This is a genomic window from Rhizobium sp. PDO1-076, assembly GCF_000247475.1.
Classification (GTDB): Bacteria; Pseudomonadota; Alphaproteobacteria; order Rhizobiales; family Rhizobiaceae; genus Allorhizobium.
In genome coordinates, this window is the sequence record NZ_AHZC01000133.1 from 21054 (window position 1) to 35588 (window position 14535).

Sequence of the window (14535 nt, forward strand, 5' to 3'; positions counted from 1 at the left end):
CGCCAGACGGAGAGTTTCATGTGCGGTATTGTTGGTATTGTCGGTAACCAGCCGGTTGCGGCGCGCCTCGTCGATGCATTGAAGCGGCTCGAATATCGCGGCTATGATTCTGCCGGTGTTGCAACGATCCATGACAACACGCTCGAGCGTCGGCGTGCCGAAGGCAAGCTTTTCAATCTCGAGACGAAGTTGGCTGCCGAGCCGCTGGCCGGCAATATCGGAATTGCCCACACCCGCTGGGCAACCCACGGCGTTCCCAACGAAACCAATGCTCATCCGCATTTCGTCGATGGCGTCGCCGTCGTCCACAACGGCATCATCGAGAATTTCTCCGAGATCAAGGACGAACTCTCCGCCGAAGGCGCAACCTTTGCGACGCAGACTGACACCGAAGTCGTTGCGCAACTTCTGGCGAAATATATCCGCGACGGCCTCGGCCGCCGGGAAGCGATGCACAAGATGCTGCGTCAGGTGACCGGCGCCTATGCGCTCGCCGTGATCTTCAAGGATGATCCCTCGACCATCATGGCGGCGCGCTCTGGTCCGCCGCTGGCAATCGGCTTCGGCGATGGCGAGATGTTCCTCGGCTCCGACGCGATTGCGCTTTCGCCCTTTACCAACCGCATTGCCTATCTGCAGGACGGCGACTGGGCGGTGATCGGTGCGCGCGGAGCGCATATCTTCGATCTCGACGGCAATCCGGTCGACCGTCAGGTCCAGATTTCCTCGGCCAGCGCCTACATGATCGACAAGGGCAACCATCGTCATTTCATGGAAAAGGAAATCTACGAGCAGCCGGAGGTGATTTCCCACGCCCTCTCGCACTATGTCGATTTTGCTGCCAACAAGATCAAGCCTTTCGAGGGCGAGCTTGACTTCGCCAATCTGCGTGGCTTGGCCATGTCGGCCTGCGGCACCGCATATCTCTCTGGCCTCGTCGGCAAATACTGGTTCGAGCGTTATGCCCGCCTGCCGGTCGAGATCGATGTCGCTTCGGAATTCCGCTACCGCGAAATGCCGTTGTCCAAGGATCAGGCGGCTTTCTTCATCTCGCAATCCGGCGAGACCGCCGATACGCTGGCCTCGCTGCGCTACTGCCGCGAGAACGGCCTGCAGATCGGCGCCGTGGTCAATGTCAGGGAATCGACGATTGCCCGCGAAGCCGATGCCATCTTCCCGATACTGGCCGGCCCGGAAATCGGCGTCGCCTCGACCAAGGCCTTCACCTGCCAGTTGGCAGTCCTCGCCTCCCTGTCGATCGCGGCCGGTCGTGCCCGGGGCACGCTGACTGAGGCCGAAGAAAAGCAGCTGGTCAAACATCTGGCCGAAATGCCGCGCATCATGTCGCAGGTGCTAAACAGCATCCAGCCGCAGATCGAAGCCCTGTCGCGCGATCTCGCGAAGTTCAAGGACGTGCTCTATCTCGGCCGTGGCACCAGCTATCCGCTGGCCATGGAAGGCGCACTGAAGCTGAAGGAAATTTCCTACATCCACGCCGAAGGTTATGCCGCCGGCGAGTTGAAGCACGGTCCGATCGCACTGATCGACGAGAACATGCCGGTCATCGTCATTGCGCCGCATGATCGTTTCTTCGAAAAGACCGTGTCGAACATGCAGGAAGTGGCGGCCCGCGGTGGCCGGATCATCTTCATCACCGACGAGAAGGGGGCGGCCGCCTCCAAGCTGGAGACCATGGCGACGATCGTCTTGCCGAATGTCGCCGAGATCATCTCGCCGATGGTCTTCTCCCTGCCGATCCAGTTGCTTGCCTATCACACGGCCGTCTTCATGGGCACCGATGTCGACCAGCCGCGCAACCTGGCCAAATCGGTCACTGTGGAATGATCATTCGGGCAGAGTGCGCCGGTGACGAGGCCGCCATTGGCACTGTTACCGCCGCTGCCTTTGCCGGAATGCCCTATAGCGACCAGACCGAGCCGCTGATTATCGAACGGTTGCGCGAAGCCGGTGCGCTGACACTGTCGCTGGTGGCCGAGGAGGCTGGAGCGATTGTCGGGCATGTCGCCTTTTCGCCCGTATCGCTTTCTGGCGGAGACGAAGGCTGGTACGGCCTCGGCCCGATCAGCGTCGCGCCGGCGCATCAAGGCAAGGGAGTTGGTTCGCGTCTCGTCTCCGAGGGACTGGATCGGCTGCGCTCATTCGGCGCTGCCGGCTGCGTCCTGCTCGGCGATCCGGCTTACTATCACCGCTTCGGTTTCCGTCTGGATCACGGTCTCGTGCTTCCCGACGTTCCGCCCGGACATTTCCAGGCTTTGCTCTTGCATGGTCCGGACGCCTTGGGCATTGTCGCCTTCCATCCGGGCTTTTACGGCACTGCACAATAACGGCGGTTAATGACTGAAAATTCTGATACGATTTCGGTTGCGACACGGCTCAGGAACAACTTCCTGACGGGTCTGATCATCTGCGCACCGGTCACGATCACCATCTGGCTAACCTGGACCTTCATCCGCTGGGCAGACAGTTGGGTAAAGCCCTATATTCCCGACCGTTACAACCCGGAAAACTATATACAGTTCGCCATTCCCGGCACCGGCTTGCTGCTTGCACTGTTCGCCATTACCCTGATTGGCTTCCTCGGCAAGAACCTGATCGGTCGCTCGATCGTCGCCTATGGCGAATCGGTACTGCATCGCATGCCGCTGGTCCGCACGGTCTACAAAAGCACCAAGCAGATCTTCGAGACGGTGTTGAAAGAGCAGTCGAGCTCCTTCAAGAAGGTCGGGCTGATCGAGTTTCCCGGCCCCGGAAGCTGGGCTCTGGTCTTCGTCTCCACCGATGCCAAGGGTGAGATCGCCGCCAAACTCAACGAGGATGGCGAGGAAATGATTGCGGTGTTCATGGCACCGACCCCGGTCCCGACCGCAGGCTTCCTGATCTTCGTGCCGCGAAGCAAGGTCAAACTGCTCGAAATGTCACCGGAAGAGGGCATCAAGCTGCTGATTTCGGCCGGTCTGGTGACGCCCAACTGGACGCCGCAGCCGGAAAACCCGGTCGCCGAGCCCCCGGTCACCCAGCCGCAGGTCACCCAGCCCTGAGGAACCGGATCGCCTCGTCGCGGCGATGCAGATAGAGCAGCGTCCGCACCGCTTCGCCGCGCGCTGACGTCAGTTCCGGATCACGCTCCAGCAGATAACTTGCATCCTTCCGGGCGATCTCCAGCAGGTCGCCATGTGCTTCGAGACTGGCGATCTTAAACCCCGGAGTGCCAGATTGCCGCGTGCCGAGCAATTCGCCTTCGCCGCGCAGCTTCAGGTCTTCCTCGGCAATCAGGAACCCGTCCTCGCTGTCACGCAGGATCGACAGCCGCGCCTTGCCGTTTTCGCCCAATGGGCCCTTGTACATCAGGATGCAGCTCGACGCCTCGTCGCCGCGCCCGACCCGGCCGCGCAACTGGTGCAACTGGGCAAGGCCGAAGCGCTCGGCGTGTTCGATCACCATGATCGTCGCATCCGGTACGTCGACGCCGACTTCGACCACGGTGGTGGCCACCAACAACCGCGTTTCGCCATTCTTGAAGGCAAGCATTGCGGCGTCTTTTTCCGGCCCGCTCATGCGCCCATGCACCAGGCCGATCGGCGCCTTGATCATCATCGACAGCACCGAATGGCGCTCCTCCACCGACATCAGTTCGCTTTCTTCGGTCTCTTCGACCAGCGGGCAGATCCAGTAGGCCTTCTTGCCCTCGGCGATAGCCGCGCGCAGCCGTTCGATCACATCCTCAAGCCGTTCCGTCGGCACGGTGACCGTCTGGATCGGCTTGCGCCCGGCCGGCTTTTCGGTGAGTTTCGACACATCCATGTCGCCGAAGGCCGCCAGCACCAGCGTGCGCGGGATCGGCGTCGCGGTCATCACCAGCATATGCGGCGTGATGCCCTTGGCGGTCAGGCGCAGGCGCTGATGCACGCCAAACCGATGCTGCTCGTCGACGACGGCGAGTGTCAGGTTCTTGTAGGACACCGCGTCCTGGAACAGCGCATGGGTACCGATGACGATCTGCGCTTCGCCCGACGCGATCCGCTCCAGAATGGCCTCGCGCTCCTTGCCCTTGGTCCGCCCGGTCAGGACCTCGATCCGCAATCCGGCTGATGCGCCAAGCTTCGACAGTGTCGCGTGATGCTGCCGCGCCAGGATTTCAGTCGGCGCCATCAGCACGGTCTGGCCGCCGCTTTCGACAGCGGCCGACATGGCAAACAGCGCCACCAGCGTCTTGCCCGCGCCGACATCGCCCTGCAGGAGCCGCAGCATGCGGGTATCCGAACTCATGTCTTTCAGGATATCGGCAATCGCCGTGACTTGGCTCTGGGTCGGGGAAAACGGCAGTGTCGCGCGGATCTTGTCGCTCAACAGCCCCGTCGGCTTGATCGGCACGCCCGGAATTCGCCGCAGCTTTTGCCTGACCAGAGCCAGCGACACTTGACCGGCAAGGAATTCGTCATAGGCGAGCCGTCGTCTTGCCGGTGCCTGCGGGTCGATATCCTTTTCATCACGCGGATGATGCAGCGCGATCAGAGCATCCTTGACGCTGGCAAATCCCTGTTTCTGCAAAAGCGGTAGATCGATCCACTCTGCAAGGTCCGGCATGCGCTCGACGGCGGCCTCGATCGATTTGCGCAGCACTTTCGGCGACAGGCCCGCCGTCAGCGGATAGACGGGCTCGACCAGCGGCAGGTTTTCTGCCTCGCTGGCTTTGACCATGAAATCCGGATGGACCATCGAGGCGCGGCCGTTGAACCAGTCGACCTTGCCCGACACCATGACGATCTCGTCGATCAGCAGGACTTTTTCCAGCCAGTTGCCTTTGGCGCGAAAGAAGGTCAGCGCCAGTTCGCCCGTCTCGTCATGCAGGAAGACCCGGTAAGGCAGGTTGCTCTTGCCGGGCGGTGGCGGCTGGTGCCGGTCGACCCGTCCCGTCACGGTCACCAGCGCGCCCGGCTGAGTCAGCGCGATGCCCGGCTGGTGGCGCCGGTCGATCAGCCGGTGCGGCGCCAGAAACAGTAGATCGACGACGCGCGTATCCTCGGCATCCTCGCGTCCCATCAGGGTTGCGAGAAGCTGGGCAAGCTTGGGGCCAACGCCGGCAAGCGAGGCAACGGAGGCGAACAGGGGATCAAGAAGGGTAGGGCGCATGATGCCGGCAAAATGCCCCGCAAAATGCCGCCTTGGCAAGCTGACAATTGCTCCACTTAGTTCTATAGAGGCCCATCAACAGGAAGGAATGTGCCGATGACCGGTTTGATCATGAGCAGTGCCGAGCTTGATCCGCGCCGTCGGCGGATATTGTTCCGCTGCTGGCATCGCGGCATCCGCGAAATGGACCTAATGCTGGGTCAGTTCTGTGAAGCAGAAATCGCTACCTTGCCGGACGCCGATCTCGACGAGCTGGAGCTGATCATGGCCGAGGAAGACAATGATCTGGTCAAATGGGTCACCGGCGCCGAGCCCATCCCCGAGCGCTTCCGGACGCCACTCTTCATGCGCATCGCCGCCCTTCGCCCCGATTTTTCGCCGGTCAATGCCGAAACGCTCGCAAAGTAGTCCAACATGTCCCTGATCGATGTGAAGCGGATCGCCAAGGCGCAATCTGCCCTGACCCTGTCGCATGTGCCCGATGGCATGGATGCCTTCATCCTCGCCGAACTTGCCCGCGAAGGCCGGCCTGTCGCCTATGTCGTCTCCGATGGCCAGCGCCTGCAGAACATCGAGCAGATCCTCAGCTTTGCCGCCCCGGAAATCCCGGTGCTGACATTGCCCGCCTGGGATTGCCTGCCCTATGACCGCGTCTCGCCTTCGGCCGATGTCTCGGCGCGTCGCCTCTCGGCGCTGACCGGCCTGATTTCGCTCTATCTGAAGCCGCATCCGGCGATCGTGCTCGTCACCGTCAATGCCATGCTGCAGAAGGTGGCGCCCGCCGATATCATCGACAGCCTTGGTTTCTCGGCAAAACCCGGCAACACGTTGAAGATGGACGACATCGCCGCGCGTCTCGAGCGCAACGGCTTCGACCGCGTCGCGACCGTGCGCGAAGTCGGCGAATTCGCCGTGCGCGGCGGCATCCTCGATGTCTTCGTGCCCGGCTCCGAAGAGCCTGTTCGCCTCGATTTCTTCGGCGACACGCTGGAGAGCATCCGTTCCTTCGACCCGGCCTCCCAGCGCACCATCGGCCAGATCCGTTCGCTCGACCTCAACCCGATGAGCGAAGTGACGCTGACGCCGGAGGTGATCGGCCGCTTCCGCAAGAACTATCTGTCGCTGTTTGGCGCCGCCACACGGGACGATGCGCTCTATGCCGCCGTCTCCGAAGGCCGCCGTTATGCCGGCATGGAGCACTGGCTGCCGCTGTTTCATGATCATCTGGAAACCACCTTCGACTATCTCAAGGGCTTCCGCATCGTCACCGACCATACCGTGCGCGAGGCGGCCGAAGAGCGAGCCAAGCTGATCCGCGACTATTACGAGGCGCGCCTCAACAGCGCGACGCCGGGCAAGGGCCACCTGTCGCAGGGAACACCCTATAAGCCCGTGCCGCCCGAGCGTCTGTATCTCGGCGCTGCCGAATTCGGCCGCAACCTCGATGCCTTCGATCCGATCCGCATCACACCCTTTGCCGAACATGGCGGCGAGAGCCGCACGGTGATCGAGGTCGAAGCCCGCCCGTCACCGCGTTGGGCGAAGGCTGCGGCCGCGACCGAGGATGGCGAGGACGCCAAGCGCGTCAACGTCTTCACTCAGGCCGTCAAATATATCGCCGACAAACGGGCAGCCGGCGCAAAGGTGCTGATTTCCGGCTGGTCGGAAGGCTCGCTCGATCGCCTTTTGCAGGTGATGAACGAACACGGCCTTGAAAAGCTCAAACCCGTGGCCGCCCTCAAGGATATGGCTACCCTCAAGAAGGGCGAGGCCGGCACCACCGTGCTCAGCCTCGAAGGTGGCTTCGAAGCCGGCGACCTGATCATCGTCGGCGAACAGGACATTCTCGGCGACCGCATGGTCCGTCGTTCAAAGCGTCGCAAGCGGGGCGCCGATTTCATCTCTGAAGTCGCCAGCATCGACGAAGGCTCGATCGTCGTGCACGCCGAACATGGCATCGGCCGCTTCATCGGCCTGAGAACGATCGAGGCTGCCGGTGCACCACATGCCTGCCTCGAGTTGCAATATGCCGACGAGGCCAAACTGTTCCTGCCGGTCGAAAACATCGATCTTTTGTCGCGTTTCGGCGGCGAAGGCACCGAAGTTCCGCTGGACAAGCTCGGCGGTGGCGCCTGGCAGATGCGCAAGGCCAAGCTGAAGAAGCGCCTGCTCGACATGGCCGGTGCCCTGATCCGCATTGCCGCCGAACGTATGACCCGCACGGCCCCGGTCCTGACCACCCAGGAGGGCCTCTACGACGAATTCGCCGCCCGTTTCCCCTATGACGAGACGGAAGACCAGATGAACGCCATCGAGGCCGTGCGCTCCGATCTTGGCGAGGGCCGCCCGATGGACCGGCTGATTTGCGGCGATGTCGGCTTTGGCAAGACGGAAGTGGCCCTGCGCGCCGCCTTCGTCGCAGCGATGAATGGCATCCAGGTCGCCGTCGTCGTGCCAACCACGCTCTTGGCCCGCCAGCATTTCAAGACCTTCACCGAACGCTTCCGCGGCCTGCCGATCCGCATCCAGCAAGCGTCGCGCCTGGTCGGCACCAAGGAACTCAACCTGGTCAAGAAGGAAGTGGCAGACGGCAAGACCGATATCGTCGTCGGTACCCATGCTTTGCTCGGGGCTGGCGTCAATTTTGCCAATCTCGGCCTGCTGATCATCGACGAGGAGCAGCATTTCGGCGTCAAGCACAAGGAGCGGCTGAAAGAGCTGAAGTCCGACGTGCACGTCCTGACCCTCTCGGCCACTCCGATCCCGCGTACCCTGCAGCTCGCCATGACAGGCGTGCGCGAACTGTCGCTGATCACCACGCCGCCGGTCGACCGCATGGCGGTGCGCACCTTCATCTCGCCCTTCGATCCATTGGTCATCCGCGAAACCCTGATGCGCGAGCACTATCGCGGCGGCCAGAGTTTCTATGTCTGCCCGCGTCTCGCCGATCTTGCCGACATCAAGGCCTTCCTCGATTCGGACGTGCCGGAACTGAAAGTGGCGATCGCTCATGGCCAGATGGCGGCTGGTGAACTCGAAGACATCATGAACGCCTTCTACGAAGGCCGCTATGACGTGCTGCTGTCGACCACGATCGTCGAATCCGGTCTCGACGTACCGACAGCCAATACGCTGATCGTGCATCGCGCCGACATGTTCGGCCTGGCGCAGCTCTATCAGATCCGCGGCCGCGTCGGCCGCTCCAAGGTCCGCGCCTTCGCGCTGCTGACCCTTCCGGTCAACAAGGTACTGACCGGCAGCGCCGAACGCCGCCTCAAGGTCCTGCAATCGCTCGACACGCTTGGCGCAGGTTTCCAGCTTGCCAGCCACGACCTCGACATCCGCGGCGCCGGCAACCTGCTGGGCGAGGAACAGTCCGGCCATATCAAGGAAGTCGGCTTCGAGCTTTACCAGCAGATGCTGGAGGAGGCGGTCGCCGAAGTGAAGGGCGTCGACGAGGTCCATGATACCGGCTGGTCACCGCAGATCCAGGTCGGCACATCGGTGATGATCCCGGACGACTATGTGCCGGACCTGCATCTGCGCCTCGGCCTTTATCGTCGTCTCGGCGAGATCACCGAACTGAACGACATCGACGGCTTCGGTGCCGAGATGATCGACCGTTTCGGACCCATGCCGGTCGAGGTTCAGCATTTGCTGAAGGTCGTCTATATCAAGGCGCTGTGCCGCAAGGCGAATGTCGAAAAGCTGGAAGCTGGCCCGAAGGGCGTCGTCGTCCAGTTCCGCGGCAAGCAGTTCCCCAATCCGGCAGCACTGGTCGGCTATATCGCCAAGCAGGGCACGATGGCGAAAATCCGTCCAGACCACAGCGTCTTCCTGACCCGCGACCTGCCCACACCGGACAAGCGGCTCTCGGGGGCTGCGGTTGTGATGACGCAACTGGCGGAGTTGGCGAAGAGCTGAGCAAGCCGTGTGTTCGGAGTTCAGTCGCGCCGAGCTGCGATCCGACGCATCTGGAAACCGGTCTTGTTCTGTTCGAAGCCGGCCGACCGATAGAAATTGTGCGTTTCCGGTCTGCTGGATCCCGTCAGCAGCATGACCTTGTAACACCCGTGATCCCAGGCAGTGGCGACCGCCTGCAACAGCGTTTTGCGGCCGTAGCCTCGTCCGCGTTTGGCCTTGGCCGTCACGACGTTCTCGATCAATCCGTAAGGTTGACCGGCGCGCGTCAGGTTAGGAACAACGACCACCGTTGCGGTGCTGACGATCTCGTCATCCAGCAGGCCAATAAAGATCGCGCTGCCGGTGATCCGCAGGAGTAAACCAAATTTGGATTCGGCTTCATGCAGCGCGAGCTCAGGATCGTCGGGATTGAGGTCGCGATAAAGCAGCAGAAGCTTCGGCAGGTCGCCGAAATCCGCAGGTCGCACCACAAACTCAACCTCACTCTCGACTGGCAAGTCCATTCTGCCCTCCGTTCAATCACCCTCTTCCGGCTTGATCGCCAGCGCCGCTTCACTTTTCCCGGCAACGGACGGGGGCAGGGCGACTCCGCGTTTGCGCTCGCGTGTCAGCGTCAGAAGTCCGGACCCTACGATCAGCGCGATGCCGACCGCCATGAAACCATCGACCTTGTCGCCGAACACCAGATAGCCGAGCAGGATCGCCCAGAGCATCTGGCTGTACTGGATCGGCCCGACGATGGCGGGCGGGGCATAAAACGAGGCCAGCATCATCAGGACGTTGCCGACTGCGCCAAGCGTGCCGAAGGCGGCGAGCAGGGCGAAGTCGCCGGATGACGGCATCTGAAAACTCGGCACGGCAACGACGGCACAGATCAGCACGCTGCCGAGCAGGCCTGCGCCATAGAGCGAGATGTTCTTCTCCTTGGGCCCCATCGCCCGGAAGATGATGATGGTCACGGCGCCGGCAAAGCCGGAGGCAAGCGCTGCCAGGTGGCCGGTCTGCAATTCGCGAAAACCGGGTCGCAGCACCACCAGAACGCCGAAAAAGCCGATCAGCACGGCGCTCCAGCGCTTGATGCCGACCTGCTCTTTCAGGAAGATCACCGACATGATCGTCGCAAACGACGGCAGCAGGAAGATCAAGCAGAAGGCTTCGGCCATGCTCAGCTGGGTAAAGGCGATGATGCTGCCGATCGTGCCGACAGCCGAACAGACGAAACGCAACGACCAGAGCGGCCAGTTGGTGGTGCGCACCAGATCCAGCCAATGGTCGCCGCGTTTCATCAGGAAGGGAATGGCGAAAACGCCGAAGCTTGATCCGATGAAGCCGGCCAGAAACGGCGAAACCCGGCCATCGACCAGCTTGATCGAGCCGTCACTGAATGCATAGGCGGCAAAGCAGATGAAGGCGAGGATGACGCCTTTGAATGTTGTATCGGAAGACAAGGTGAAAATCCCGGGGAGGAAGAGCTCTCACCGGGATAAGTTGCTTCGCTTCCTGCGTCAATTCAGATTGCGCAGGGCCTCTGCCTTGGCCTTGGCGATTTCGCGCATCGCGTTGGCAAGTTCGGCTGCAGGCTGCGCGCCGCTGACGGCATATTGCTGGTCGAAGATGAAGAACGGCACGCCATTGACGCCCATCTGCTTGGCCGCCTCGACTTCGCTGAGCACGTGCTGGACATCGGCATCGCCGGACAGCAGCGTCTCGACCACCGAGCGCAACATGCCCGCTTCCTCGGCAATATCGGCCAGCACTTTCGCATCGCCGACATTGCGACCCTGCTCGAAATTGGCGCGAAACAGCCCGTCAACGATGCGGCCCTGCACTTCGCGGCTTTCCTGGCTCGCCCAGTGGATCAGGCGATGCGCATCCAGCGTATTGGGGCCGACCTTGATGGCGTCGAAGTTGAACGCGATCCCGACTTCGGCGCCCAGCGCCTTCAGTTCGGCATGGGCAGCGTCCATCCGCGCCTTGCCGCCAAGCTTCTTGGCCAGCTCGACCTGATGATCGACGCCTTCCGGCGGATAGTCGGGGTTAAGCTGGTAGGGCCGCCAGTTGATATCGATGCTGACGACGTCTTGCACCTCGGCGATGGCCAGTTCCAGCCTTGCCTTGCCGAGGAAACACCAGGGGCAGACGACGTCGGAAACGAGGTCGATGGTGATGCGGTCCATGATGTATGTCCTTTCGGGAAGAAGCCGTCGAAAATTCAGTGTCTGCAATAGACAACCGCCGGTCCGCGTCAAGCCGGATCCGGCGGTTTCCATTGCATGTCCGCGTGAGATTACTGCGCCCGCGCGTCGAACCAGACCGAGCGCTGGTAGCCATATAGCGGTGTCGCCTCCGGCCGGCCGATATGCTTCCACCGGGCCACCCACTGTTCGCCGATGTGATAGAGCGGCACGACATAGTGACCGGCAACCAGCAACCGGTCATAGGCCCTGACGGCCGCCGTGAAGTCGTCCGGGTTGCGCGCCTGCAGCAAAGCCTCGATCATCCGGTCGATATCCGCATCGGCAACGCCCGCATAGTTGAAGCTGCCGGCCGCATCCCTTGAGGCTGAACCCCAGCGGTTCGGCTGCTCGGCGCCCGGCGACAGCGACGACGTGTAGGCCTTGATGATCATGTCATAGTCGAAATTGTTCGACCGCGCCTGATACTGCGCATCGTCGACAGTCCGGATCGCCATGTCGATGCCGATCAGTTTCAGGGTGCGCTGATAGGCGATTGCCATCTTTTCCTGGCCCTCGTTCTGGGTCATGACCTCGAAGGCGAGCGGCTTGCCGCTGGCATCCAGCATCTTGCCGCCCTTGATCCGGTATCCAGCCTCGGCGAACAGCTTGACCGCCTGACCAAGCGCCTTGCGGTCACCGCCCGACGCGTCGGTCTTCGGCAGCGTGTAGGTGCCGGATAGGATTTTTGCCGGGATCCTGTCCTTCGCCGGCCCGAGCAGTGCAAGCTCGCGGTCATCGGCGGCACTGCCATAGGCGCCGAGCGCCGAGTTCTGCCAATAGCTCTGCGTGCGGCTAAAGGCTCCGCTGAACAGCGTCTTGTTCAGCCATTCGAAGTCGAAGGCCACCGACAGCGCTTCGCGGACCTTTGCATCGGCAAAGATCGGCCGGCGGGTGTTGAACACGAAACCGAGCATGCCGGATGGCAGGCCGGGCTTGAAGGCTTCCTTGACGACGTCGCCCTTCTCTACCGCCGGGAAGTCATAGGCGCGCAGCCAGTGATTGGCATCACCCTCTGGATAGACATCGATCTCACCCTTCTTGAAGGCTTCGAACAGCGTCGATTCCTGCAGGAAATAGCTGACGCTGATCTCGTCGTAATTGTCGAATCCGACCTTGGAGGCGATATCCTTACCCCAGTAATTCGGGTCGCGCGTCCAGGTGATCTTCTCGCCAGCGCGGATGTCTTTGATCTTGTAGGGACCGGAGCCGACCGGAACGGTGAGGGACGTCTGGTCGAAGGTCGCGGCATCGACGGCATGTTTCGGCAGGATTGGTGTCGACGAGGCAAAGATCAGCGCCGTTTCGCGATTGGCCTTGTCATTGAAGGTGAACTTGACGCCATGCTCTCCGACCTTCTCCATTTTTTCGACAACCGCCAGCCGTGAATTGAACGGCGGACGGCCCTTGTCGCGCAGCAGTTCGAAGGTGAACATCACGTCCTCCGGCGTGACCGGCTTGCCGTCGTTCCAGTGCGCCTTGGGATTGAGGTTGAACTGGACGAAGCTGCGCGCCTCGTCCCATTCCACCGTCTCGGCGAGCAGGCCATACAGCGTGAACGGCTCGTCGGACGATCGGGTCATCAGCGGTTCGTAGAGCAGGTTGCCGAATTCCGGATCCCAGACGCCGCGTGCCGATGTGCGCATGCCCTTGAGCACGAAAGGGTTCAGCGCGTCGAATGTGCCGACGACACCGTAATTGACCTTTCCGCCCTTCTTCGCCTCAGTATTGACGTAAGGAAAGTGCGTGTAGTCGGCGCTGAGCGCCGGCTCACCATGCATGGCGATCCCGTGCAGCGGCTCGGCTTGCGCAAGCGAACAGAAGGGCAGGAACAGCAGGCTGAGGGCAAGGCGACGCAATGTGTGGTCCTCCGGCAAGAATCTGCAAACGCCGGGAAGCTAGCACAGTCACCACAAATCCAACACATCGCGGTGCGAATAACCGAGAAGGTATTACCGTTGCTTCAAAGAAAAGCTGGATATTCCAGCCGTCGCGATGTAACAGGTGAGCCAGATCGCTAGGTCATGTATTTGCCTCATTTGAACGACAGGTGACGGCCAGCACGACCGGTGAACGACGCGGCGCAAAGTCCGCGCGACAGGGGTTTTCAGGAGACGGAATTCGAATGATGTTCACTTTCAACAAAGCAACGCGGACTGTCGTGTCTGCCCTCGCTCTCACGCTCAGCGCCTCTGCCATGCCGGCTGTCGCGCAGGCGCAGGAAGCGGCTCCGGCTGCGGCCCCCGCCAAGTGGTTCAAGACCTGCGCCAAGCAGGAAGAGTCCGACGTCTGCGTGGTGCAGAACCAGCAGGTCGCCGCAAGCGGCCAACTGATCACCGCCGTTGGCCTGATCACGGTCGAAGGCAAGGTCAACCGCAAGCTGATGCAGGTAACAGTGCCGACCGCGCGTCTGATCCCGCCGGGCATTCTCATGCAGATCGATGGTGCCAAGGGCGTCAAGCTCGATTACACCGTCTGCCTGCCGGATCGTTGCACGGCTGAAATGCCGCTCACCGACGCGCTTATCGCTAGCCTGAAGAAGGGCAACGAAGTCGTCTTGACCTCGATCAATTTCCGCCGCGCGCCGAACCCGATCAAGATCCCGCTGGAAGGTTTCACCGGCGCTTTCGATGGCGAGGCGATGTCCCAGTCGCAGGCCGACGAGCGTCAGCGTCTGCTGCAGGAAGCCATGCAGAAGAAGCAGGAAGAGCGCAACAAGGCGATCACCGACGCCCAGAACGCTGCCAAGCAGGGCAACTGATACAGTCTTCGAATCGGCAAAAAGATCAGCCCGCGTCCAAGGACGCGGGCTTTTTTATGCCTGGGAGGAGATAGTCGGATACCGCGTCTCGTCAGTGCGTGAAGTTGGCCTTCGGTCTGTAGTGCCCGGCCTGCGCCTTGTCGAAGATCTGCTGGATATGCGGATTTCTCAGAGGCTCTTCGCTTCCATCCGGCTCCAGGTTCTGCTCGGAAACATAGGCGACATATTCTGTCTCCGAATTTTCCGCGAGCAGATGGTAGAAGGGCTGGTCCTTGTTCGGACGCACCTCCGCCGGGATCGCATTCCACCATTCCTCGGAATTGGCAAACTCCGGGTCAACGTCGAAGATCACGCCACGGAACGGGAAGACCTTGTGCCGTACGACATCTCCGATACCAAATTTAGCGCTTCGTTGTTTCATGGGCTCACTTCCTTTCCCGTATATATTTGGGATGGAAACACGGA

At 61.4% G+C, this 14535-nt stretch carries 12 protein-coding genes; 6 read left to right on the plus strand and 6 right to left on the minus strand.

Annotated features, from left to right (window positions below; genetic code table 11):
* Window positions 1-18: 18 nt before the first annotated feature.
* Genes glmS through PDO_RS09685 form a run of 3 tightly spaced genes read left to right on the plus strand, consistent with a single transcriptional unit; the run spans window position 19 to window position 3059 of the window.
* Window positions 19-1845 (plus strand): glutamine--fructose-6-phosphate transaminase (isomerizing), encoded by a 1827-nt coding sequence (gene glmS, locus PDO_RS09675; protein ID WP_007601028.1) that lies wholly within the window; start codon window positions 19-21, stop codon window positions 1843-1845.
* On the plus strand, window positions 1842-2345 hold the full coding sequence (locus PDO_RS09680; protein ID WP_007601030.1) for a GNAT family N-acetyltransferase: 504 nt from the start codon (window positions 1842-1844) through the stop codon (window positions 2343-2345). The genes glmS and PDO_RS09680 overlap by 4 nt, the downstream gene beginning before the upstream one ends.
* A 9-nt stretch (window positions 2346-2354) precedes the next feature.
* On the plus strand, window positions 2355-3059 hold the full coding sequence (locus PDO_RS09685) for a DUF502 domain-containing protein (RefSeq protein ID WP_007601031.1): 705 nt from the start codon (window positions 2355-2357) through the stop codon (window positions 3057-3059).
* Here the strand turns inward: PDO_RS09685 and recG are convergent.
* Entirely contained in the window at window positions 3046-5151 is a 2106-nt protein-coding gene (gene recG / locus PDO_RS09690; RefSeq protein ID WP_007601032.1) for an ATP-dependent DNA helicase RecG, read from the minus strand. The genes PDO_RS09685 and recG overlap by 14 nt on opposite strands.
* A gap of 96 nt (window positions 5152-5247) precedes the next feature.
* Between recG and PDO_RS09695 the strand changes: the two genes are divergently transcribed.
* Both PDO_RS09695 and mfd read left to right on the plus strand, forming a co-directional pair.
* Window positions 5248-5559, plus strand: a complete 312-nt coding sequence (locus PDO_RS09695) for an FAD assembly factor SdhE (RefSeq protein ID WP_007601033.1) — start codon at window positions 5248-5250, stop codon at window positions 5557-5559.
* Between the two features lie 6 nt (window positions 5560-5565).
* Window positions 5566-9075, plus strand: a complete 3510-nt coding sequence (gene mfd, locus PDO_RS09700; protein ID WP_007601034.1) for a transcription-repair coupling factor — start codon at window positions 5566-5568, stop codon at window positions 9073-9075.
* 20 nt (window positions 9076-9095) lie between these two features.
* Here the strand turns inward: mfd and PDO_RS09705 are convergent, their stop codons facing one another.
* The 4 genes from PDO_RS09705 to PDO_RS09720 all read right to left on the minus strand — a co-directional run bounded on the left by PDO_RS09705 (window position 9096) and on the right by PDO_RS09720 (window position 13168).
* Window positions 9096-9578: a GNAT family N-acetyltransferase gene (locus PDO_RS09705; RefSeq protein WP_007601035.1), complete on the minus strand. Its 483-nt coding sequence runs from the start codon at window positions 9576-9578 to the stop codon at window positions 9096-9098.
* A 12-nt stretch (window positions 9579-9590) separates the two neighbouring features.
* Window positions 9591-10523, minus strand: coding sequence for a DMT family transporter (locus PDO_RS09710; protein ID WP_007601036.1), 933 nt, complete (start codon window positions 10521-10523; stop codon window positions 9591-9593).
* Between the two features lie 57 nt (window positions 10524-10580).
* Window positions 10581-11252, minus strand: coding sequence for a DsbA family oxidoreductase (locus tag PDO_RS09715; protein WP_007601041.1), 672 nt, complete (start codon window positions 11250-11252; stop codon window positions 10581-10583).
* 110 nt (window positions 11253-11362) lie between these two features.
* On the minus strand, window positions 11363-13168 hold the full coding sequence (locus PDO_RS09720) for an extracellular solute-binding protein (RefSeq protein ID WP_007601044.1): 1806 nt from the start codon (window positions 13166-13168) through the stop codon (window positions 11363-11365).
* 266 nt (window positions 13169-13434) lie between these two features.
* On the opposite strand from PDO_RS09720, the gene PDO_RS09725 reads away from it, so the two are divergent.
* Window positions 13435-14070 carry an invasion associated locus B family protein gene (locus PDO_RS09725; RefSeq protein ID WP_007601046.1) on the plus strand — a complete coding sequence of 212 codons (636 nt, stop codon included), beginning with the start codon at window positions 13435-13437 and terminating at the stop codon, window positions 14068-14070.
* Between the two features lie 91 nt (window positions 14071-14161).
* On the opposite strand, the gene hspQ is transcribed toward PDO_RS09725, so the two are convergent.
* On the minus strand, window positions 14162-14491 hold the full coding sequence (gene hspQ, locus PDO_RS09730; protein WP_007601048.1) for a heat shock protein HspQ: 330 nt from the start codon (window positions 14489-14491) through the stop codon (window positions 14162-14164).
* Between the last annotated feature and the right edge of the window lie 44 nt (window positions 14492-14535).